At 41.9% G+C, this 20,454-nt stretch carries 26 protein-coding genes; 1 reads left to right on the forward strand and 25 read right to left on the reverse strand.

Features of this window, described 5'->3' with window-relative positions; genetic code table 11:
- The 16 genes from BFW96_RS13040 to BFW96_RS13115 all read right to left on the reverse strand — a co-directional run bounded on the left by BFW96_RS13040 (position 1) and on the right by BFW96_RS13115 (position 13,270).
- The gene (locus BFW96_RS13040) at positions 1-3,777 is read right to left on the reverse strand and encodes a phage tail tape measure protein (RefSeq protein WP_069839629.1); all 3,777 of its coding nucleotides are present in this window, start codon (positions 3,775-3,777) and stop codon (positions 1-3) included.
- A gap of 62 nt (positions 3,778-3,839) precedes the next feature.
- Positions 3,840-4,022 carry a hypothetical protein gene (locus tag BFW96_RS13045; protein ID WP_069839630.1) on the reverse strand — a complete coding sequence of 61 codons (183 nt, stop codon included), beginning with the start codon at positions 4,020-4,022 and terminating at the stop codon, positions 3,840-3,842.
- 11 nt (positions 4,023-4,033) lie between these two features.
- Complete coding sequence (gpG, locus tag BFW96_RS13050; protein WP_069839631.1) at positions 4,034-4,396, reverse strand: phage tail assembly chaperone G; 363 nt, start codon at positions 4,394-4,396, stop codon at positions 4,034-4,036.
- 59 nt (positions 4,397-4,455) lie between these two features.
- Positions 4,456-5,037: a major tail protein gene (locus tag BFW96_RS13055; RefSeq protein WP_069839632.1), complete on the reverse strand. Its 582-nt coding sequence runs from the start codon at positions 5,035-5,037 to the stop codon at positions 4,456-4,458.
- Positions 5,030-5,449, reverse strand: a complete 420-nt coding sequence (gene gp17 / locus BFW96_RS13060) for a tail completion protein gp17 (protein ID WP_069839633.1) — start codon at positions 5,447-5,449, stop codon at positions 5,030-5,032. Before gp17 ends, BFW96_RS13055 begins: the two co-directional genes overlap by 8 nt.
- Positions 5,446-5,838 (reverse strand): HK97-gp10 family putative phage morphogenesis protein, encoded by a 393-nt coding sequence (locus BFW96_RS13065; protein ID WP_069839634.1) that lies wholly within the window; start codon positions 5,836-5,838, stop codon positions 5,446-5,448. Before BFW96_RS13065 ends, gp17 begins: the two co-directional genes overlap by 4 nt.
- On the reverse strand, positions 5,838-6,164 hold the full coding sequence (locus tag BFW96_RS13070; RefSeq protein ID WP_046160693.1) for a phage head closure protein: 327 nt from the start codon (positions 6,162-6,164) through the stop codon (positions 5,838-5,840). Before BFW96_RS13070 ends, BFW96_RS13065 begins: the two co-directional genes overlap by 1 nt.
- Positions 6,154-6,447 carry a head-tail connector protein gene (locus tag BFW96_RS13075; protein ID WP_069839635.1) on the reverse strand — a complete coding sequence of 98 codons (294 nt, stop codon included), beginning with the start codon at positions 6,445-6,447 and terminating at the stop codon, positions 6,154-6,156. The genes BFW96_RS13070 and BFW96_RS13075 overlap by 11 nt, the downstream gene beginning before the upstream one ends.
- A gap of 54 nt (positions 6,448-6,501) precedes the next feature.
- Positions 6,502-6,885 (reverse strand): collagen-like protein, encoded by a 384-nt coding sequence (locus tag BFW96_RS13080; protein ID WP_069839636.1) that lies wholly within the window; start codon positions 6,883-6,885, stop codon positions 6,502-6,504.
- 27 nt (positions 6,886-6,912) lie between these two features.
- A complete protein-coding gene (locus tag BFW96_RS13085) occupies positions 6,913-8,115 on the reverse strand; it encodes a phage major capsid protein (RefSeq protein WP_069839637.1) in 1,203 nt (400 codons plus the stop codon).
- Between the two features lie 48 nt (positions 8,116-8,163).
- Positions 8,164-8,760, reverse strand: a complete 597-nt coding sequence (locus BFW96_RS13090; RefSeq protein WP_069839638.1) for an HK97 family phage prohead protease — start codon at positions 8,758-8,760, stop codon at positions 8,164-8,166.
- The gene (locus BFW96_RS13095; RefSeq protein ID WP_069839639.1) at positions 8,753-9,979 is read right to left on the reverse strand and encodes a phage portal protein; all 1,227 of its coding nucleotides are present in this window, start codon (positions 9,977-9,979) and stop codon (positions 8,753-8,755) included. Before BFW96_RS13095 ends, BFW96_RS13090 begins: the two co-directional genes overlap by 8 nt.
- A 4-nt stretch (positions 9,980-9,983) precedes the next feature.
- A complete protein-coding gene (locus BFW96_RS13100; protein WP_069839640.1) occupies positions 9,984-10,190 on the reverse strand; it encodes a hypothetical protein in 207 nt (68 codons plus the stop codon).
- Positions 10,191-10,206: 16 nt separating this feature from the next.
- Complete coding sequence (locus tag BFW96_RS13105; protein WP_069839641.1) at positions 10,207-11,940, reverse strand: terminase large subunit; 1,734 nt, start codon at positions 11,938-11,940, stop codon at positions 10,207-10,209.
- Positions 11,930-12,415 carry a phage terminase small subunit P27 family gene (locus tag BFW96_RS13110; protein WP_014479865.1) on the reverse strand — a complete coding sequence of 162 codons (486 nt, stop codon included), beginning with the start codon at positions 12,413-12,415 and terminating at the stop codon, positions 11,930-11,932. Before BFW96_RS13110 ends, BFW96_RS13105 begins: the two co-directional genes overlap by 11 nt.
- 246 nt (positions 12,416-12,661) lie before the next feature.
- Positions 12,662-13,270 carry a hypothetical protein gene (locus BFW96_RS13115; protein ID WP_069839642.1) on the reverse strand — a complete coding sequence of 203 codons (609 nt, stop codon included), beginning with the start codon at positions 13,268-13,270 and terminating at the stop codon, positions 12,662-12,664.
- A 500-nt stretch (positions 13,271-13,770) separates the two neighbouring features.
- On the opposite strand from BFW96_RS13115, the gene BFW96_RS13120 reads away from it, so the two are divergent.
- Positions 13,771-13,992 carry a hypothetical protein gene (locus tag BFW96_RS13120; RefSeq protein WP_069839643.1) on the forward strand — a complete coding sequence of 74 codons (222 nt, stop codon included), beginning with the start codon at positions 13,771-13,773 and terminating at the stop codon, positions 13,990-13,992.
- A 194-nt stretch (positions 13,993-14,186) separates the two neighbouring features.
- On the opposite strand, the gene BFW96_RS13125 is transcribed toward BFW96_RS13120, so the two are convergent.
- From BFW96_RS13125 to BFW96_RS13165, 9 genes are all read right to left on the reverse strand, one after another.
- Positions 14,187-14,588 (reverse strand): hypothetical protein, encoded by a 402-nt coding sequence (locus tag BFW96_RS13125; RefSeq protein ID WP_069839644.1) that lies wholly within the window; start codon positions 14,586-14,588, stop codon positions 14,187-14,189.
- A gap of 440 nt (positions 14,589-15,028) precedes the next feature.
- Entirely contained in the window at positions 15,029-15,406 is a 378-nt protein-coding gene (locus tag BFW96_RS13130; protein ID WP_019260088.1) for an ArpU family phage packaging/lysis transcriptional regulator, read from the reverse strand.
- A gap of 121 nt (positions 15,407-15,527) precedes the next feature.
- Complete coding sequence (locus BFW96_RS13135) at positions 15,528-15,731, reverse strand: hypothetical protein (protein ID WP_069839645.1); 204 nt, start codon at positions 15,729-15,731, stop codon at positions 15,528-15,530.
- Positions 15,728-16,123: a YopX family protein gene (locus BFW96_RS13140; protein WP_069839646.1), complete on the reverse strand. Its 396-nt coding sequence runs from the start codon at positions 16,121-16,123 to the stop codon at positions 15,728-15,730. Before BFW96_RS13140 ends, BFW96_RS13135 begins: the two co-directional genes overlap by 4 nt.
- On the reverse strand, positions 16,110-16,301 hold the full coding sequence (locus BFW96_RS13145) for a hypothetical protein (RefSeq protein WP_046159989.1): 192 nt from the start codon (positions 16,299-16,301) through the stop codon (positions 16,110-16,112). Before BFW96_RS13145 ends, BFW96_RS13140 begins: the two co-directional genes overlap by 14 nt.
- Entirely contained in the window at positions 16,302-16,817 is a 516-nt protein-coding gene (locus BFW96_RS13150; protein ID WP_069839647.1) for a putative metallopeptidase, read from the reverse strand.
- Between the two features lie 37 nt (positions 16,818-16,854).
- On the reverse strand, positions 16,855-17,394 hold the full coding sequence (locus tag BFW96_RS13155; protein WP_069839648.1) for an ERCC4 domain-containing protein: 540 nt from the start codon (positions 17,392-17,394) through the stop codon (positions 16,855-16,857).
- On the reverse strand, positions 17,391-17,828 hold the full coding sequence (locus BFW96_RS13160) for a hypothetical protein (RefSeq protein ID WP_069839649.1): 438 nt from the start codon (positions 17,826-17,828) through the stop codon (positions 17,391-17,393). The genes BFW96_RS13155 and BFW96_RS13160 overlap by 4 nt, the downstream gene beginning before the upstream one ends.
- Before the next feature lie 197 nt (positions 17,829-18,025).
- Positions 18,026-20,443, reverse strand: a complete 2,418-nt coding sequence (locus tag BFW96_RS13165; protein WP_069839650.1) for a phage/plasmid primase, P4 family — start codon at positions 20,441-20,443, stop codon at positions 18,026-18,028.
- Positions 20,444-20,454 lie beyond the last annotated feature (11 nt).

The following is a 20,454-nucleotide window of genomic DNA, read 5'->3' on the forward strand; positions in this document are numbered from 1 at the left end:
CTAAGAGAAGCTTACATTATTCAGCAATCCCTTTTGGTTTCTTTCCTTGTTGTATGCTTCGTCTTGAATTTTATTTAATTCTTGGACGCTTAGTATTACATTTGGGTCTTTCGCTACAAGCTGCGTTAATAGTCTTACCGTTTGGCTTAACAGATTAATTTCGGCTTGCTGATTGCTGTTTTGTTGCTGCAGCAGAGCCACCATGGTTTTTAATGCGTTTGCATCGTTTGAGCTTGACCGGCTTTCCGGCTCATACCCAACCATTTTACCCGCCTGGCTGAGAACCTTATGAGCTTGGCTGCGCCTAAATTGACGCAACGGCAGCAGCATTTCCCCTTTATGCACCTCCGCCATATGATCACGCGTAATCAATCCGCCTGTATCGTAACCGATGTAACGGCCGCCGCGCGCCATTGACTTTAAGCCAGGATGATTCAAAATGCCGCCATATCGACTATTGAGATAGTTGATCGAGGCTAGAATTTGGTGTACTGGGTTTTTGATATTCCCATATCCAGGCTCCTTATTGGCGTTAAAGGTGCTTGGTATGAACTGCATAAGCCCCTGGGAAGGGTGTCCTGCTTTCCAGTTTGAATCCCATCTGTTAACGACATTCGGATTTCCGCCTGATTCCTTCATCGCTATTGTCTCAAGTGCTGAGGCATATTCTGAACCCAGCCCTTTTATCTTTAAGGCTTGAGCAACCCACTTTTTGACGGCTTCCGTGCCGCCCTCACCAAAGTTGCTTGATTCTCCAAACTTATCTTTGATGAAATTAACAAAATTCTTTTTGATAAGGGAGAAAGAACCCTTTAAGACATCACCGGTAATGCCATTTACTTTAGGCAGTTTTAACCCCAGCTTTTCAATAACCTTTTTGATAAGTTTTGATGGGTTGCTGATATAGTCAAATACATCTAAGGCAAGGTCCTTCACTTTTCCAACGGCTGCCTTTGCTCCATTCCACATCTTAGAAATGAAACCTTCTTTCTTCTTTGTTCCGTTCGCATAAGCTGGAATTCCAGAAAGAAAAGCTCTCGTGTCAATTGCCGACAAGACTTGTGTTCCTTTGGGAAGGTTCATAAGTGTATCAGTCGCAGGACTCAGCCCCATGTGACCCGAAGGGGTGATAAAAGCTTCTGGTCCTGCATTTGAACCTCTACCATCACCGAGAATTGCCGGGCCTCCTGGATGCCCACCAGTACCATTTGCATACTGCGGAACTTCCCATTTAGGGATTTTAGTATCAACCCCGATTTTTCCTAAAATCCAGTTGATACCCTGCTGAGTAAAGCCATTGATGATTTTACCGAATCCACGGAGCGTTCTGTTTCCAAACGCTTTTATTCCGTCCCAGGCTTTGCCTGCCATGCTCTTAATTCCGTCACCCATTTTTTTAGGCAATGACTTGGCAGCATCGACAATATCCCAGAATTTCTTAACAATGCCGTCTTTCATATCACCGACAATCTTAAACGCTTTGTCTTTGAGGTATGTGAACATTTTCCCTGCATTTGTGGCTCCATCTTTAAATAAACTTTTGATCCACCCCCACATTTTTGGAAAAATGCCCTTTAAGCCAGCGCCGAGAGCCTTGGCACCGCCAAGAATCTTGCCGAAAAATGAAAGTTGGATAGCATTCCAAACAACTTTTATCGCGCCAGAAAATATTTTCTTAATTCCTTCCCACATTTTTGAAAAATTCCCGGTCAATAACCCAGAAAAAACGAGGATAACGCCCTGGATAATTGAAATCGCGCCAGTGATGACGCCCTTTATATTCCCCCAAACAGAACGTATGATCGCAAGTATAGCCGGCATGACAAATTGGACAATCGACCAAACATTTTGAAGGGCTTGAGTAATAACGGAACCGTTTTGCTGCCAGAAAGACTTCCACTGCCCAGTGAGTTGACCAATGAAAGACATCACGCCGCCCAGTGCCTGTTTGACCAGAGGACCAAGAGTTCCAAAAACTTGGGATGCAATAGTGCCAAGAGCTGAAAAGGTCGGCTTCATGGCGTCAAAACTTGCCTTCATGTTGGATATGATGGGCTGTGCCTGCTGCTTAAAGCCCGAAAAAGCTGTCTTGATATTGTTTATCCCGTCGATAATGGTTTGGACCGTTAACACCGGGAAAAAGTCCATCAGTTTATCGGCACCTTTTGACGTATCACCATTGAAAACGTCCATAACGCCAGAGAAAATAGTCTTTAGATTCTTTCCAGCATTCGCGATATTGTTAAAAGTCGGTTCAAGGCTTTTCATGCCAGACTCTAAGCCGGACATGACCGGTTCAAGTACGCTTAGGACCCCATTTCCAATAGGCTCTAACGACGCCAAGGCAGAACGGCCAATCTTTTTAAGCCTTGTCCCAAAATTATCTTGTAGGGCCTGGCCTGCTTTTTTGGTTGCTCCGCTTGTATTTGAAAAGCTATTCTCTATATTAGCCAGTGCAGAGACGCCTTTTTGTCCTAAATCCTCGAACTGCGTACCCATAATTTGCTGCCCTATCTTATAGGCATCGCTTTTGTTTTTCATACCGTCAATATCTTTCATAACGGCCGAGAAAACCAGGTCGCCGCCTTTCCCAGTCTTTTTAAACTGAGCGTATAAATCTTGGGTGTGTTTTGATAGTGACTGCATGGCTTCGTCTGCTGTTCCGTCTGATAAACGAATGTTCATTTCTTTGATCAGATCGCCAACCTTATCCAGCTGGAACGCCCCTGATTCAGCACCCGCCTGAAAGACTGAAAACATTCTCTGTGTGGAGAATCCTGCAGCTGCAAACTGATTGGAATATTCGTTAATCGAATCTAAGAACTCTCCGGAATAATCAAGACCCTTCTGAAAACCACTGGTGATCATGTCCATTGCTGCATCAGTGGAAAGTCCATCAAATGAATTTTGCATCGCGTTGATTGACTTTGTAATGTCATTCCCGTCCTGGTCAAAAGCTTTGGCAATTGTCATGGTGCCCTTCGTGACTTCTTTTACTGTGTCATCGGTTGCACCCTTTAATGACTTTACGTTTTGTTTTACGTTGACGATTGCGTTTTTTGCATCCCCAACGCTGTCACCAAAACCATCAGCCCACAAGCTTTTTGCTGAACTTGCAACCTTCTGAGCCTCTTTTTCTGTAAGTCCTAATTGAGCCCGAATTTCGCCCTGGGCTACCTGTGTATCAAGTGCCATTTTGGCACCAAGCCCGCCGATTGCAGCTGTTAAGGCGCCCACACTGGCAACGCCTGCAGTCAGCGCACCGACTAGCCCCACTTTGATAAACGAACTGAATTTGGATACTTTCCCGCCAGCGTCTCCACTCGCATCACCGATTTTTCTTTGGCTGTCACTCAATCCCTCAGCGCTTTCACTTGCCTGGCTTTGGGCTTGCTCCAATCGTTGATATTGCATTTGTGCACGCCGCAGTGAACCTTCCAGAGAATGATACGATTGAATCTGAGTATTTAGCCGCTGGGCGTATTTCTGCGCCTGCTGCGAGCCTTCGCCGTATAACTCAACCTGTTTCTCGTAAGATTTCCGGTACTCTTCCACAATCTTCTCTTGAATGGAAAGCTCATTTGATAAACCTTCAACTTTCTTTTTGCTGGCCGTGAGTTCATCACCCATCGCTTTAAACTCTTGAACAGTTGCTTTTGTAGCTGTCCGGGCTGTTTTAAGATTATTTCTAAGCCCAGTTATCCCTTTGTTCACGCCCGCATCGTTCAGGGTGGTATTAATGACTAAATTTCCTATCGGTCTGCCTTCTGTCGCCAAATAGTTACCTCCCTTCTATCTTTTTCTAGAAATGCAAAAAGAGCATCTTTCCAGACACCCTTTTACAAAGTAACGCCAAATATTTGATAAGCTGGGACCAGTTTGTTCTCTTCCTCGTGCTTGTAGTCTGCAAGATCAAAGAATCGTTGTACATCCATTTCATCTATTTCATGAAGCTTGTATCCATTCTCCATCAAGTCAAGGTACATTTGCTTCATCCTGTTAAGATAGTCCCTGTAGGTCATTGACTTCCCTGTTATATTTGAGCTTTTTCGGCCTTCTTTTTCAATTGAGCCTTTTTTTTACCCTTTGTCATCGCTTGGTCAATAATATCTCTGAGCCAGTCTCCTAAATCCTCAGAAGCAACACCGTCCAAAATATCATCAAAGCTAAATTGACCTTTAAAAATATCCACGACAAGACCCATCATATCCGTCATTACTTCATATTCGGTCATTTTTGAATCCTCATCCGTTGCTAACGCATGAATCTCCAATGCTCTGTAAGTAAACCGCGATGTAACAATCGGCTGAATGAATGTTTTTTCAGGAACGGAGACAATCTCCCCGTTTTCGCCAATTTCAGCATTTGCATAATCTTTCAATACCGCTTTAATCATGTGAAAAAACCACCTTTATAATTTTTATAGAAAAAGCAGCCGCTGGCCGGCTGCCCGTTTTATTTTCCTAAATCTGCGCTTACTTCTTCTGTTGTCATGCCGTCTGGCAGCATCCCATAAGCGCGTTCATAGAATTTTTCTAATGTGAATCCATCGTTTTGATCGTAACCAATCAGGAACACAAGCCCGTCCGATTTACGCGGCAAGAATTGCCCTTCGATCGTATCTGTTTGATAGTCAACTTTATCTTCTTTCGTTTTCCCTTCCACAGAAGGGATGCCAAATTTCCCTTTTAACAGAGCGTAATACACATAGCCTTTCTCATGGTGTTTTTGACGCCATGTAATGCACACGTAAGGCGGCTCCATATCTTTGTGGTACTCTTCAATACCATCAACAACCTTCACACCTAAAAGTGTTCTTTTCATTTCGGTAGTAAGGTCTGCGACATTTAACTCAAGTTTTGTTTCACTGACTCCTGTACTTTTCACCGCAAAAATGCCGTCATCTGCATAAAGAGGTGATAGTTCAGAAGAAACATCCAGCTTCGCTTCAATTGCCCCAGGCATATCTACGATAGCAGAGGCTTTTTCATCAACAAGCTCGGCATATTTAATGCCGCTTAGTCCCGTCTTAGCCATTCATATCATCCTTTTCTATGTTTATTTTTTGAATATCAATTAATTTGGTCGCTCTGTATCTCCGGGCGTACCGGTATAGAGCAATATCTGGGTCACGGTCAAAGGCTGACGCATATTGCTTGTAGTCGTTCTCTGCCATGATCTGATCAATCACAGGTTGTATAGCCTGGGCGTCCTTTATGGTTTTAGTCCATAAATCTATTTGAATATCAACCTCAAATGTTAGGGCCCTATCGTCCGCATAGTCTTTTCTGTGGCTCTCAAGCTCGTTAATGCGAATCATCGGGGCCTTTTCTATGTCCTGATCTTCTTCTGGAACAAAGACCAGAAATATCCGGTCACTGTCCACAAGAGAAGTAAGGGTTTCGTTTTTACTTAAAAGCTTTTCAACTTCCTGAATGGGAAGCATCATAGTCCCAGCTCCCTCATGTATACTAGCTGTACGATCTGCAAAACCGTTTGCTCCATTTCGTTTGATGTTCTCTCAATGAAGTGCTGCGGGGGCTGATTGATCGTTCCAAAGTTAGAGAAGTGCAGGCGGGAGGCTGTTTCTTTCCCATAACCCACACTTGCATATATCTCCCCGTCTTCCTTGGCCTTTGAGTACACCACATTATCTTTCATGTGTACTTTGTGGAGATCGTGGTCGCTTTCTCTGCCTCGGGGCGTATTACGTTCCAGCGCCTCAGCAAAAACCTGTGCGCCTGCCTGGACGGCTGCTTTGGCTGCCCTGGTATTTTTTCTTGAAAGCTTATCAAGCTCTTTTTCTATACCGCCGATACCGTCATCTTGCCGCGCCATCAGCTCACCTTCTCCGCAAAAACATTGATCAGGTTTTTATCCTGAGAGTTCGGGAGAATGTCTTTTATTTCGTAAAGCTCATCATCATGAAGAACATGCATGTTATTAGTCGCCTTCTTAACTTGCTGATAGCGAATAATGAACGTGACGCTGTTTTCTAAGAAGGTACCAGCAGTCGTGAGCTTTTCCCTTAACTTCTGTTCTCTTATCTCAGCCCAGCAAGAAAATAAGGGCTCATTTATCACAATATTCTCCCTGGTTTCCGGATCCTTTCCGTTCTTTCGTGTAACAAAAGTGATGCGTGTATTGAGTCGGCTAAAGTCCATCTGTATACGCCCCTCTGAATTGTTGAATAAAGTTTGTTACGCCGAAAGGTATTTCTTGCAACGCTTTGTCCATTGAGGACACGCGCTGTTCATACCAGGCACCAACCAGGAACATGACAGCTGTATCAAATTTAGGGTTGTTTTGAAAGAAAGCATCCCTGTTTGGCGAAAGCGTTACGGCATCTTTTATATAATCTTCCGCAGTATCTTTCAGCTGCTCGATGAACCCATCATCAAAGTTGTGATCTATCCTCATCGCAAGCTTTAATTCTTCCAGCGTCATTCCAACACTCCTTTACAAACAAAAAGGGACGCCGGTATGCGTCCCATTACGTCATTATTTTGCTTGTGCTGCTTTTTCCAAGGCTTCAATGCGTGAAACAAGTTCATTGTATTGCTCTTCCGTCCCAAAGCCGTCTTTACCAGGGTCGCCCTTCTCTCCTTTAGGACCTTGTGGGCCAGCTTCCCCCTGCGGACCCTGGGCGCCGGTCTTTCCTTGAGGACCTTGTGGGCCCGTGTCTCCTTTAGGGCCCTGTTCCCCAGGATCGCCTTTAGGGCCCTGCGGACCTGCTGGACCTTGTTCCCCCTGCATCCCCTTGATAAACAGAGGATTTTCTTCACTGTTTCCGCCAAGGTAAACCCGTGTTATTGGTTTTCCGTCCGTGTCCATTTCCGATGCTGTCCAAACGTTTCCACTTTTATTTAGAAATTCTTTCTCCATTTTTAATCATCCTTCCCAATTATTTTTTTATTGTCCCACGTCTACTGCTGACTGATCTTCTGTGCTAGTTGTCGGTTGATTGATTGTTACAAAATAGCCGGCTTTGTCATCAGCTTTCTTAACGTCGAAACGAATCGCCAGGGAAAGGACCTGTCCATAAAGATCATTTTCCACCCATTTCGCTGTAGCTTTTAATCGATTCGCAAAAAGAACCGCCCTTTTTAAATCCCCGATAAACATAACCGCGTCGCCATCTTTTTCACCTAAAACTAGATCATCTACAACTGTGTTCGGTATCCCAAACAATACTTTTCCGGATGGGGATGAAATATTTTGCTGTAAAATGTACTGGCCGTTTTTATCTTTCAACGTATCTAAGAATTGGAACGCTGAAGAAGTTGCGACAATATCACGCTTATAAGCCTGTTTTAAATACACATTTAGAATTTTCTTAAGTTCGTCAGTTCCTGAGACTGTCATCGTTGTAAATGTCCGCAGAACTGCAGCAATTCGTGAATTACGTGTATTGCGTTCAATCTGTTGCAAATAATTTGCTACAAGAGCCGTTAAGTCAACACCTGAATCGTCAATAGCCTCCTGAGAAATTGGTAATTGACCGCGGTATGTTACAACCTTCCACTCCACCTTCTTAAACTTTGGTTTCGCTAACTCTGGATTTTTCTCTAGTTCTTCTACAGAGTTGAGTTGTGTGCTAGCGTTCTCCAGAACTGGATAAGTACCAGATGAAGTTGTAACAGAAACGTTATTTACCATTGTGCCAAGGTCCACAACGTCTTCCAGTTCCTGTTGTGGCTTAGTGATTACATCAATAGGAATCAGCACTTCAGCTCCATCAGATTTCAACCCGTCGCGCTTTTCCCCTTTTGATCGCAGAAACTCTTCAAAAGCTCTTACCTCTTCTGTCTTCCCAGGTTTGATAATTGTACGGAATCCACTGCCTGACATTGATCTTTTCTCCTCGTCCTCTTCTTTACCCCCAGCTGGTGCAGGGTTCTCCGGCTTAAGCCCGGCTAACTCTTCATACTCCGCAAGCTTTTTCTGCAGGCCGTCAAGCTCTTCTTTCATGGAGGTAATTTCACCTTTCAGAGCTGTAGCTTCGTCCAACTTGTCTTCCTCTGCTCGTTTTTGGGCATCTGTGATTTTTGTATTAATAGCCGTTTGTTTTTGAGTAATCTGTGATCTTAGTTCCTTAATTTTTTCAGATAACATGTGTTTGCTCCTTTTCAAATAAAATAAGCACCCGGTTTTCGAGTGCTTTTACAATCCCATTTTTAATAAATCCAGCTGCAGCAGCAGCTTTTCTTTTTCCGGATTCCGGTTTCTTTCCTCGTACTGCTGTAAATTCCGTTTGGCAATTGTCACGTCAGTGTCTTCATAAGCCGGATAAGTAACGACTGACACATCTGTAAGCTTTGAAATGTTTCTCAAGCTCCGCAACGGCAGGCCGGTTTCCTGGTCACGAGTAAAACTGTCTCCATCCTTCCCCAGCATGAAGCCGAAAGAACAATTTGAGATATTACCAACCCGCAGATTCTCGTATAAATCCGATGCGTACTGTGTATTCGGCAAAGTAACGTCGAATCTTAAGCCGATGTCATCAACTTCAAGCTTAAGCGTTCCGGCAGACGTACGCCCGAGAATCTTGGACGGGTCATGATCAATCAATGCCCGCACATCGCTCATGTCTGTCTGATCAAGGGCTCTTTTATCAATCATTTCGATAAAACCACCCAAATTGTGGCTGCGGGTGCCGAACTTTAAAGCATAACCGCTAATTACTTTTGGGCCGTCATCGTCTGAATGAGCTTTTAAGGCCCCTTCCTGCGATGTTCTAATTTCTACTTCCTTAGACATTCCCCTCACCTCCTTCACCTGCTGACGAGATCGGCAGGCTCTTTGCTTTTGCTTTCTGAATCTCGTCCATCAAATCAATGTTCACATAGTTTAAACTCATGTAACGGTTGTCCCCGTTTGGTATTGGCTCGTAACCATACTCAGCCAGGGCATTATTGAGAGAGAAAATACCGTTTTGCAGCAAGGCAATAACGTTCTCACGCTTTGTTTTTGCGTCTGTTTCTCTAAATCGCCGAGTGTCGAATTGAAATTTCAGCTGTAGGTTTAAAGGATACGGCAGCATTTTGAAATTCAGTTCTGAGGCAATGGCCGTGAAATAGTTTGATAATGTATTTGTCAGATAGTCTAGGTTAGCTTGTTCCAGCGATGTATTGACTTGCTCAATGCCCAGCTTGTGCGCCGGCAACCCGAACACTTTGGCTATCTGTTTCGTTGAATGCGTGTAGTTATTCACGACCTCAAGCACTTTCGTATTGATTTCTAATTGGCTAAACTCCATGTTTTCATCAAGAACAACAACCCGCTGCTGATTCTTCATTCCAGAGTTTGCTTTTTCAAATTCATTACGAATTTTGTCCTTTGCCTCAGGAGACAAATGGCCTTTTTTCATATTTACAATACCGCTTAGATTGACGCCTTTTCTAAAAAAGTCTGTAACAAGTCGTTTCCCAGCTTCCTGGCTTTCAATCTCATGCTTTAGACTGGAAAGAGGGCTCATCCCCGTTATACCGTCCAGGCTGAAAAATTTAATGTGCAGGACGTTTTCCGGCTTCAAGACTCTTTCTTTGCCGCCAGACGGATAATACCGGTACAGTATTTCATTCCGGTCCTGCAGCTGCTCGGCATAGACTTCACTGTTCCGCATATGGATAAGCTCCAAGGGCGTTCCTTCTTTGTCCCGGATGATTTCGGCGTATGATTGCCCGTTCATTAGCGCGTTAGCCACAAGAATGAATTTGAAAAAGTACCCCGAATAATAATCATTGGGTTTCTCATTCAGCAGCCTGAATAGATCAGAGTTCTTTTCTTCTACACCATTATGAGAAACCATAATTGGAGACGACGCAATATCAGAAGATAGTGTAAGAATCGCAGTGAATACATCGCTGTTTTTTATTGCACTTACAGACGTGTAAGACAGACCGTCCAAACCAACAATAATTTCATTGAACTCTCGGGCTCCTGGACTCTGTTTATCTAACGATCGAAAGAATGCCACTTAATCACCTCCCTTCCTCTTCTTTTGGATTCAGTAAGAAGGCAATGACAACGAGAAAAAGCCCTGCCACAATAAAGCCGGCAACTGGATGTAGGTTGAAAACCCCATAGTCGATAACAAACAATCCGGCCAAAAATAAAAGAGTATGCAAGTTCAATTTAATAAACTGACATACTCCCAACAAAAAGGTATTTATTTTTCCGATTTTCATGGCGTTCCCTCCTTCCCTAAAGAGTAAATTCTTCGCTTTCATAATAAGAATTCCAATCAAATTCCTCTTGTTTGTAATGGTACATTGCACCCGTGTGTGCGTTCATCATTGCCGCTGCAGGGTCAATCTTTTCCCTGTTCAGCGCTTTGTCAATTTGAATCGTATCATTCACTTTTTTCAGCATTGCATTGTGCATCGCCGTATCAAGCAATGGATTCTTACTGTGTATGATTTTCCCGTCGAATACATTCAAACGAAAATCTTTTGTTGGTTCAGATAATGTGCGAGGACCTTGACGAACTTCAATCAGCACATCCTCATAGCCATATTTCTCAATCTCATTTAAGACTAAAGAGATATTGTAAGGGTCAAAGAAAATTCCCTTTACTTGTAAATCAAATTCTTTAATATGATTGATCATATATTCCACAACCTGCTGCAGATTAATGATCCCTGATTTTTTATCAGTTATGGTACAATATCCGGCTTTCGCAAGAGTGCGATAGTCCAGTTTGTCACGTTCAATTTTATTATCCAGTCCACCTTTTGTTCCAACAAATGAATGACTGTCCACATAAAATGTCTCATTCTCATCCTCTAACGGATAAATGAAACTAAGGGCAGATAAATCATCTGTTCGTGATAGGTCAATCCCTATGTAGACCGGCTTTCCTGTAATGTCCGGTGCATCATCCACACCGCGCTTTTTCCAATCGTTCCCGTTGATAAAGCTTTCAGAGGAAGCAGACTGCCATATATTAAAGTTTTTTACGAGAGTACCGTTTAGATCATCTTTATCAAGGGCCTCTTTCAATTTCTTGCGTAGGTTTTTCAATATTTTCTTTTGTAGACCCTCCACCTCAAGTAGTGGATTGCTTTTTATCCAAGTGCTTTCGTCGTAAATTTCCTCTTCGTCATCTTGTTCGTAGACAATTGCAAAATAGTTTTCGTTTTCCTTACGGCCACTGAGAATATCATCAACATAAGGATACTCCTGCGAATACATGGGGCCGTTCAGCTTAAAACCGGCGGTACTAATGATTAAGATAAGGCCCTGGTCCTGCTGACCTTGGGAAGACTCCAGGACTTCCATCATTTTTGTGTTAGACGCCGTATGGTACTCGTCGAGAATTCCGATAAGAACGTTCAAGCTGTCCAAGTTATCGGTATCCCTCGATAAAGGCATAATGACGCAGTCATCTTTCAGGTACCGGATTTCATTTTGTATAATCTTTGTCCATTTCCTCATGAATTTCGATTTACTTCGTATCTTCTTAAGCTGCATCGAAATCATTTTAAAGACGGTTTTCGCCTGGCCTCTTGAATTAGCTGTCGCATAAATTTGCCTGTCAAACTTAGGTGCTTCGCCGTAAATCAACTCGTATAGTGATAGACCTGCAACGAGTACAGATTTACCGCCCTTTCTCGCCATGCTTATATACGCTTTGGTGAATCGCCGGAAGCCGGTTTCTTTATTCCTCCAAGCATAGAGCATGTACACAATGAACTTTTGAAACAAAGCCAGCTTTGTGGGCTTTCCCGTTGATATATCTGGCAGCATCTCAAGAAACTTAATAACCTTACTTGCTTTTTCAGGTCTGTATTCATATTCGTAGGACGGGTCAGCTGCTCTTTCCAAATCTCTCAGGTGACGCTGGCAGGCTTTTATGACTTTCTTGCATGCCGTTATTTCTCCGCTGACAACCTTTTTCGCGTAAAGCGTGCCGGGGTCAAGATGTTCAATCGTCATCTATCGCCATTGCTCCAAACTCGTCATCTTCTTCGCTGTCGCTGTCGAGGCCGACGATTCGTAGCCGTGAATCCAGAGACAGACCAAGCTGGCCGGCAATGCCCCGAATCTCTTTAGACATGCTGTTCATTATGTCCACAGATGGATTTTTCTTTTTAACCGTCTCACCCCGGCTGTTTTTTTCAAACATGACTTGGCCGTCTTTGGCTATATCGGCCATCGCTTCTCGATACTGTGCATAGCTGTTGCAATAGATCGCAAGCAATGTCGAATCTAATTCAGAGATTGGCAAATTGATAATGTGCGGGTAGATGCGCCGCCATTCATTCTTCGCCATAGTGGACAGCCAGTATGGTGGCTTTTCTTGCAAGGGCGAAAAATCTTTCAGTTTTTCTTCCTGCTGCAGACGCTCTTCCCGCTCTTCGTTGGTAATTTGTCCTTTTAACGTTTCCGTTAATTGTTTTCGTCTCGCCAATCAAAACCACCACCTTTCGTCCAAAATACATCACATAAATTTCGGTAAAATCAGCGAACGACAAAAACGCCGATCAACTCATACGAGATAAGGGATCGCGCGTAATATTTCAGTATTCAAAATCCAGCTTAAATAGCAAATTTCAAAATTTCATTTCAACATTTTTTACAAAGTTGAGGGGGCGCCGATGCCCAGGAAATTTTTCTTGGTACCCGGTTAAAATCCTGGGGGACTTATATCCCTAATTTACTTATAAAGAATACAAAGAAACCTTTCTACAACGCTAATAAACTCCATACAAAATTCTTCACTAAGTATTATTTTGTGATGACTATTTTCATGAACATGTTTTAACTCTTGGATTGCATGTCTTACTTTTTTGGGGTTTTTCGATTTCTCTACATCTCCCCCACAGTGAACAATACAATTTCTAATATGGTTGGCATTAATAATGAAGTGCCATTCTTTAATATCATCAGGAAAAACTTCTTTCCTAATCTTTTTTATATATAAAGCTGCTCTGGTAATACCGTTACCCTGTAAATCTTCTAGTTTAATACTTGTCTCGTCTGGCTGACCGCATAAGTCTATAATCTTTTCCTCTAAAAAAGAATACACACTAATGAATAATGAATTTCTCATAATGGAAGGAAAGACATCTCTAAAATTGACTATTTCATCATAATGCCAGTCAACAAATTCTTCTTTTTCTTCATCACTGAATTCCTTCATAGACTCTTCAAAATCATAAATCTCCCTACCGAGACTTTGCTCAATGTATTTAGCATACTCCCTAAATGTCTCTAATTTCCAACTAACCAAAAAATAATATCTGAAATTTTCAATGTTATTCATAATCGATTACTCCTTTGTTACCAATTATAGCCTTTCAGGTTCCAAAAGTAATCTGATTATGATGATATTGACACAGTACCTCAAGATTATTTAAATCGGTACGTGCCTGATCATCATTTAAAACGTCTCTAAGCTCTTTGAACTTGTGATGGACTACTAACCTATGAGACTTATTTAAACGTCCCTGCGAGGCACAGACGGCACAATGATAGTTACTTTCTCTAAGCTTTTGTTCTCGGAGAAGCTTCCACTCTCTCGAATGGTAATAGGAATAGAGCTCCTTGTTCTCCCTGTTGTATCTCACATCTTTGTTGTACTGCTTGTCAGCATAGCCTTTGTGCTTCTCACAATAGCGTTGTGTCCAGTCCACATAGTTGCGGCAGGCTGGGACATTACATCTTTTTAACGGCAGGACTATCACTTCCTTTCCTTTTATCAACTAGAAAAATATAACACTTCAATTCCCAAATAAGATATAATTTAACCAGGAGGTGATAAATATGGCTGATATTACTACTAAACCAACCCCTATTCAGCGTAATCCAGTGGATGTTGCAACTGAACTAACACAGTTACATATTAAAAAGTTCGGTGCTGATTATGAAGACGATATTGCTGATCTTTATGCAAAATATTACTCACTAGCTGTAGTATTGAAAGCAAAGTATCCATCAGACTTATATGGTTTTCTTCCTGAAGAGCTCAAAACAAAATTGAAATAAGATAATGTTAGTACCATCTATACCTTATGGTGTAGATGGTTTTTTTATTAGCTCTATCCCTCCTATATATTCTTTATAAACTGCCACCGTACTCAAGCCGTTAACCGCCAATTGTCTATCCAGAGACTTATCGGAAGCAGTTTACAGAGAATATAAAAAAGCGCCCTCCTATGGAAAGCGCTACTAATTGATTCTTATGAATCAAATTGTTCAGGTAAATCCTCTCTGCGGAGTGACTCCCATTCTGTAATAATCTTTTGATTTTCTACGTCATGAGAAAGAATAGTAACTATCTCAAATTTCTTAACCTTATCAAGATATAATCTCCCTGTTTTACACAACCATTTCTTTATGTCAATATCCTTTAAATTACAAGGAGCATTTACAAGAGCAGTCCCAGAGACTCTTAATTCCAATAAATATTCTCCGTTTTTGGTGAAATAGACACCCTCATAATCACCATTTCTTGGACTTCCCTCGCATTTCACTTTTTGTCGCTCAGCTTCTTCTCGACGACGTTTTTCTTCTTCATCTCTTTGACGTACAATTGCTTGCTGCTGAGGACTATGGTTCTTCATATCATGTCTGTAACTCATGTCATCACCTCCCACCTTATTATCGGTGAAAGAGAAGAAATAAGGAATAATTTGCAGAATTTGTCGAAAAAAATTTATTGCCTCCTTTTGCTAATAGCTTAATTGAATTGATCCCACACATACTCCGAGAGGAAGCCAAGTATAGTAAGACCGATCAATGAAACACGATATTACTATTCTCCCGATACGGACGCCTCAGACTAGCTGCTATCCAGGCTCAGAATGTTCCTCTCGTATGGTTTCATTCCTCAACACCTTTGTTCCGTATCCGAATTCGCCTTGATAAGGGAAAGACGCTTCTCCCGTATATTTCGATAAGTTTTATTTATCGTATTTCGTTGATAGGTTAAGTTTATCGAGATTTCAAACATAAATAGTCCCCCTTTTTGTCCCCTAAAATGTCCCCTGTTTTATCGGAAATTTATCGACAAAAAAAGCACTCAGATAATTCCGAGTGCTGTAGCAATGCGCAAAATGGCACGCTGTTTTATTTCATAATAGGTGTCCTTTTTCATGCCGAGTTCCATATAGATATGAATGTCTTTTGTTTGACTGGCTGTTAAGTATTTTTTCTCAATGATCATCCGTTCTTCATCGTCCAGGCTGTTTTCTAACGCCCTTTCCATCTGTTTGACCTTCAATTCATTTAATATGAAAGAATCTCTGATAGAAGGAAACGGGCTAATGCCAGCATCAACCGATTCCTTTTTATTCTCAAGCTGTACTTTCAAAGCTCGATAATCTTTGAGTTCTTTGATCACGATTTTACGGACTGCCTTCAAATCCACAGGATGAAGGAATGAAAGTTGTTCTGTCACACCCGTCCTCCTTTCCTCTATTTTTCTTGTTCCCATTTTTGTATTCGACTTTCCGTGAAGCAAACCCATATGAGAAGTGCGACTGAATTAAACATAAAGAGAGCAGCTAAAATATAGATGATCACTCTGCGCCCTCAACTTTTTTAGTAGTCGTAAAATAAAACATGCTTGTAAAATCCACATTGAAATCCTTTTTGCATTTCTCACAATCCATATCGAAATTACCTGACATATACCCTACATCGATCAAGTCCTCATATCCCATCAAATAATGGCAGTGAGGGCATTTTATGATGTCCACTGTCTCTGTCTCTTTTTTACTCACTCCGCACCCTCCAAAAGCTGAGGATCTTCATAAATGTTGCCGATAACTTCTGACGCCCCGTTGTAAAAATTCAATCCTCTTTCTGAATGATGACCAACAATATATCCAGAACGTTTTGTTTCATTTCTTATGATCTTGTAACCAAACCCTTGACCCGTCCATAAGACTTCCATGTGATAATCTTTGTTTTCTTTATTGCTAATTTGCAAAATATCCCCTTCGTAAATCTCCCGCCCGTTTCTGTCCTTCAATCCGGTGTATTGCATGATATTATAAGGTCTTTGATCCGGAGTAGATATAAATAACTCGTTAAAAGGAGCGTCCCACAAATCTTCATGTGTAAGCATCTTTTTCCAAACGATATCCCAGACCCGAAATTTAATTTCTCGCATTCTCCGTTTTCCTCCCACCATTATTTTTCTTTAATCCACATTCCAACGCATACAACATGGCTTTAAACTTGCTGTTCTCATAAGGACCGTATATTTTATTTTTCATAATCAATACAAACTCACGTTCGGTTTCAATGCATGCAAAATCCCCTAATATAAAGTTTCTGACTACACCCATTTATTTCACCCTCGATAGACGCTGCACGTCTGAAATGGTCATTTGGTGATCAGCTTCACGTACTGCCTCGGCAAATGTTTCAATGCCGGTATCCCATAAACCATGGCGCTCGATAATCTCAGAGAATTCCTCAACGTCATGCTCACGGATGCCCCAGCTGTCTGGATCAGTGGCAGCGCCGTATACAGTCACCCATTTACTTTGGTCTTTCGGATCAGGCTCTTCCCATTCTTCTCGAGTAAAATGGCAAAGCTCATGATCTACCAGGGCAGCGCGTTGTTCCTCCAGCATAGTCTTCCATGCAGCTTTATTGATAAACACGAATAGCATGTAGTCCGTCATATGACGTTCAAAAGCAGTGCATTTCTTCGCCTTTCCTGCCCATTTGCTGTTACCCTCACGGAGATAAAAACCTATTTGCTGTTTAGCGTCTTTTAAATGTGGGTGGTACTCGTCAATTAGGCTTTCAGCCAGCTGCCGTACTTCCTTCGATTCTTCAAAACCTACAAATGCCATGTTTGTTGCTTCCTCCCTTTGATTGTTTTATTCAGATTTACACGAGTCCGCCTTTCAGCAGCTCCCTGGCCATATAATGAAAGTGATGGTAAATATAATTTCCAGTAGCGTTTGGGCTGAGAAAAACAGTTGAAAAGCCGTAACGAACCTCAAATGTTTTCAAGCTGCCCAGCAGCGCTTTCGGTTCATACTTTGAACGATATTTTCCGTTCAGTATTTTTTGATACCCTTCCAGGTCTTCCACAAGAAGAGTGAACGGATGCCTGGACGCCCGGATCAATTCATTTTCAAAACGAGAACGATCTTTAATCGACTGCACCAGCTCGTCCACTCCATTTTTCCGTTCAATGGCTGCATTCAAATACATATCACGGCTGATTCCAAATTCATCATTTTTAGGAATCATTGCAGAGTAATCGCCGGTTTTCATTCCTTTGAATTTGATTCCCACTTTCTTTTTATGGAGATAATCAAGAACATGCTGATTCTTTTGCTCCCTCGTATCCACAATAATGATCATGCTGTCCAGAATCTCTTTTAACTCAGTTTCCGAATAGTTATAGTGAATAATTGTCATGCTTTCTTCCCCTTAAAATACGACATGGCCCGATCATAAATTTCTATGGAAAGCCGGTCCGTTTCCTCACTTTCAAAGTTTGAAACGGATTCCTTTAGCTCCCTCCAGCCGTTCTCCCAAAAGAGAACAAGCAATTTCATCACCTTCATAACTGATTCATAATCATGATTGAACCAGTCATCTATTTTTTTATTAATCTCTTGATCAATGCCCATGAAATAATTAATGATTTTATCTATTGTCTGTTTCACATTATGTTCATGATCCGAGTATTCGCCTTTCAAATACCGGATAATTCGCTTTTTATAAGATTGGACAAACGCCTCAAGTTCCGGATAGACTTTCTCTGGTTTCTCAATATATAGATCATTTCCATCAAGAACCAAACGAGAGCCCAATACCTCTAAATCGGAACAAATTTGTTTTGGGTGCAATTTTCTCACCTCTTTTTATCAAAACGGGTTAATGAGTTAACGAAGGTTAATGCATTTTGTATTAAAGCCCTATATATATTTATTTTTTTATTAATTAATTTTCATGTGAGGGGAACAAACAAAATCATTAACCCTTATTAACCCTAAAAATAATTAAAATCTATAGATAGAGCCTTAACCCCTTGATACTAAAGGATTTATAGCTTTTTTCTATTTATAGAAGCAACCTTTTTGGAGTCACTGTTTGCATTTGATTCATTAACCCCTTCGTTAACCCTTTCCGAAAAATTCAAGTGGCTCTGATATTTGTTTAGCCCTATACCATAAAAGAAGACTTTATTTTTCGCTCCGTTTTCCTTCTTAAACCCTCGAATTTCAATTTGTCTATAAAAAGCACGATTTTTGAGTTCAATCTCATCATTTTCATAGCACCAGTTTTTGTAATCCTTATAGAGCTCTTTTGCTTCAATTTTTGCTGAGGGATGAACAACACATCTTTCTGACATATACGGCCCTAATATATCCATATCCTCACGGTAACCTTCCGTTGCTTTTCGGATCACTTCTGGTTCTTTAAGCCCTTCCTTCTGCCACTTCAAGCAGCCTTCCACCGCCCACCGAAGAATGCCTGGCATTTCTGCAGCAAGTTTCTGCGGAAGCTTTTTATCCACTTTCTCTTTCGGAATGGTGACAGTGAACGGGACAAGCCGGATACGCCGCCAGATACCCTCGTCGCTTCCCTTTACGATTGGTTTATGGTTTGTCGTAAAGAACACTTTAAATTCTGGCGTAAACTCAAAATACTCCTGGCGCAAGAAACGCGCGGACATCTTTTCGCCTCCGGTGATCTGCTTCACCAACGACTCGGACAGCTGCTGACCTTCTTCACTCTCAACGGCCGACACAAAGCGCGCCCCGTCGAGCCGGGCAATGTCATTGTTGATGCTACTATCATTCTTCTTTTTTATGAATGTGTCGCTGTTCGTCTGCCGGCCATAGTCGCCCAGCAGCTGCTGAACTGTATTGATAAACGTTGATTTACCATTACGGCCATTACCAAACAAAAAGAACATGACTTGTTCCGTAGTATCACCGGTTAATGAATAGCCAATAGCTTTCTGCATAAAATTAATAATTTCATAGTTGGGCTGACCTTGTTCATCTATAAAAATACTTTCTAAGAATGCCTTCCAGTTTGGGCAGTCGGCATCCTTTTGATAAGCTACTGATGAAATTTTAGTGAATAGAAAATCACGGTCATGTGGCAGCAGTTCACCGGTCTTTAAGTCAATCACACCATTCTCACAATTAAACAGATATTTATGAGAGTCGAGATCTTGCTTTCTTACAGCAACCATCGGCCGGGTATCCAGGATGGTGTTCATTCGAATATTGCGACGCTCACATTTTTTAGCCCAATCGTTAAGTTGCTTTTTTCTGTAGCCGTCTTCCGTGGCTTTCGCTTCCCCGTAAATGGCCCGGAGAGTTTGGGCAGTTAATGCCTCGATCTGCCTTTTGCTGTCTTCCTCCCACATCTTCCCATTCCAGATTAACCAGTCGAGCTCGTTACAATATCTGATATTCTTGCCATGGTAATATACAAGCCTTTCAGCGTTCCCTAGCTCAGTCAGGTGAAATACCGGCGGCGTGTCTATGATTTCCTCTGTGTCAGCAACCTGCGAGGACCGCGTTTGTGAAAAGTACACTTCATATGGTTGCTCTTGCTGCTCCATCAAGTCGGATATTGTGGAGCCGGTTGAGTAGATAGCTGCAGCAATGGTCATTTCTCCATATGTAGCTCCGTCGGCTGAATGCTGCCGATCCCACTTTTCGCGGAATAAATCTGATTCACGAAACATGGAATCCATTTTAGCCGCGTCCTTATCCGTCCAGAATGCCAAGTGATTACATAAAGCCATATCTGTGGAAGAATGATCGCCATTAATCAGATGACCGTTAAACAGGTCCTGAATGCTTTTTCCGTTTTTACTGTTGAACATTCTTTCCCAAATTTCTTTATTTGAAAGATTACTCATATCGCTTGCTGATTGTGATCGGGTGCTTACTGATTTTGCTTCTTCCTTCTCTGTCAGGTACTTATCAAAGATAGTTTTGATTTCTTCTGATCGTTCCTGAACAGGTCCAACATCAAGACTGTTTCCGGTGAATGTGAAATACCGGCCATGCCTGTATACTTCCAGGCCTTTATCTATATTTTTTCTCCCTGTGCCCGGTCCGCGTAATGGGAGCTTGCCTTTCGCGATTATATGAACACCTTCGCCACTTGGAGAGTATTCAGTATAGCTGCTGATCGTCTGGATGATTTCCTGAGCGAAAGGAGATAGAACGCCATCATCTACACAGTAATCTATATCTATTCCGATGAATGGATCATCTTTAGAAAACATGAAGCCGATGCCGTCATACTCCTGTTCATTGAAAAACTTCATGATAGTGGCAAAGGTGGACCATGTTCGCTTATTGCTTGATTGAGCCATGCTGCCGTCAATCTGGTATGGCACTTTAGTTTTTTTGCCGTTACGCTCTTCCGAACGCCATAAAATCCACTGAGGGGCGTTTTTTAGCTCTTGCGGTATATTTTTAAAGTCATACATGTATTAACTCC

It is taken from the genome of Bacillus sp. F56, assembly GCF_001748205.1.
Taxonomy (GTDB): Bacteria; Bacillota; Bacilli; order Bacillales; family Bacillaceae; genus Bacillus; species Bacillus stercoris.

Bases quoted from the DNA above. Each gene is read 5' to 3' on its own strand.
- BFW96_RS13045 (WP_069839630.1), bottom strand. From the start codon at position 4,022: ATGACCTACAGGGACTATCTTAACAGGATGAAGCAAATGTACCTTGAC.
- gpG (WP_069839631.1), bottom strand. From the start codon at position 4,396: ATGATTAAAGCGGTATTGAAAGATTATGCAAATGCTGAAATTGGCGAA.
- BFW96_RS13055 (WP_069839632.1), bottom strand. From the start codon at position 5,037: ATGGCTAAGACGGGACTAAGCGGCATTAAATATGCCGAGCTTGTTGAT.
- gp17 (WP_069839633.1), bottom strand. From the start codon at position 5,449: ATGATGCTTCCCATTCAGGAAGTTGAAAAGCTTTTAAGTAAAAACGAA.
- BFW96_RS13065 (WP_069839634.1), bottom strand. From the start codon at position 5,838: ATGGCGCGGCAAGATGACGGTATCGGCGGTATAGAAAAAGAGCTTGAT.
- BFW96_RS13070 (WP_046160693.1), bottom strand. From the start codon at position 6,164: ATGGACTTTAGCCGACTCAATACACGCATCACTTTTGTTACACGAAAG.
- BFW96_RS13075 (WP_069839635.1), bottom strand. From the start codon at position 6,447: ATGACGCTGGAAGAATTAAAGCTTGCGATGAGGATAGATCACAACTTT.
- BFW96_RS13080 (WP_069839636.1), bottom strand. From the start codon at position 6,885: ATGGAGAAAGAATTTCTAAATAAAAGTGGAAACGTTTGGACAGCATCG.
- BFW96_RS13085 (WP_069839637.1), bottom strand. From the start codon at position 8,115: ATGTTATCTGAAAAAATTAAGGAACTAAGATCACAGATTACTCAAAAA.
- BFW96_RS13090 (WP_069839638.1), bottom strand. From the start codon at position 8,760: ATGTCTAAGGAAGTAGAAATTAGAACATCGCAGGAAGGGGCCTTAAAA.
- BFW96_RS13100 (WP_069839640.1), bottom strand. From the start codon at position 10,190: ATGAAAATCGGAAAAATAAATACCTTTTTGTTGGGAGTATGTCAGTTT.
- BFW96_RS13105 (WP_069839641.1), bottom strand. From the start codon at position 11,940: ATGACGATTGAACATCTTGACCCCGGCACGCTTTACGCGAAAAAGGTT.
- BFW96_RS13115 (WP_069839642.1), bottom strand. From the start codon at position 13,270: ATGAATAACATTGAAAATTTCAGATATTATTTTTTGGTTAGTTGGAAA.
- BFW96_RS13120 (WP_069839643.1), top strand. From the start codon at position 13,771: ATGGCTGATATTACTACTAAACCAACCCCTATTCAGCGTAATCCAGTG.
- BFW96_RS13125 (WP_069839644.1), bottom strand. From the start codon at position 14,588: ATGAGTTACAGACATGATATGAAGAACCATAGTCCTCAGCAGCAAGCA.
- BFW96_RS13140 (WP_069839646.1), bottom strand. From the start codon at position 16,123: ATGCGAGAAATTAAATTTCGGGTCTGGGATATCGTTTGGAAAAAGATG.
- BFW96_RS13145 (WP_046159989.1), bottom strand. From the start codon at position 16,301: ATGGGTGTAGTCAGAAACTTTATATTAGGGGATTTTGCATGCATTGAA.
- BFW96_RS13150 (WP_069839647.1), bottom strand. From the start codon at position 16,817: ATGGCATTTGTAGGTTTTGAAGAATCGAAGGAAGTACGGCAGCTGGCT.
- BFW96_RS13155 (WP_069839648.1), bottom strand. From the start codon at position 17,394: ATGACAATTATTCACTATAACTATTCGGAAACTGAGTTAAAAGAGATT.
- BFW96_RS13165 (WP_069839650.1), bottom strand. From the start codon at position 20,443: ATGTATGACTTTAAAAATATACCGCAAGAGCTAAAAAACGCCCCTCAG.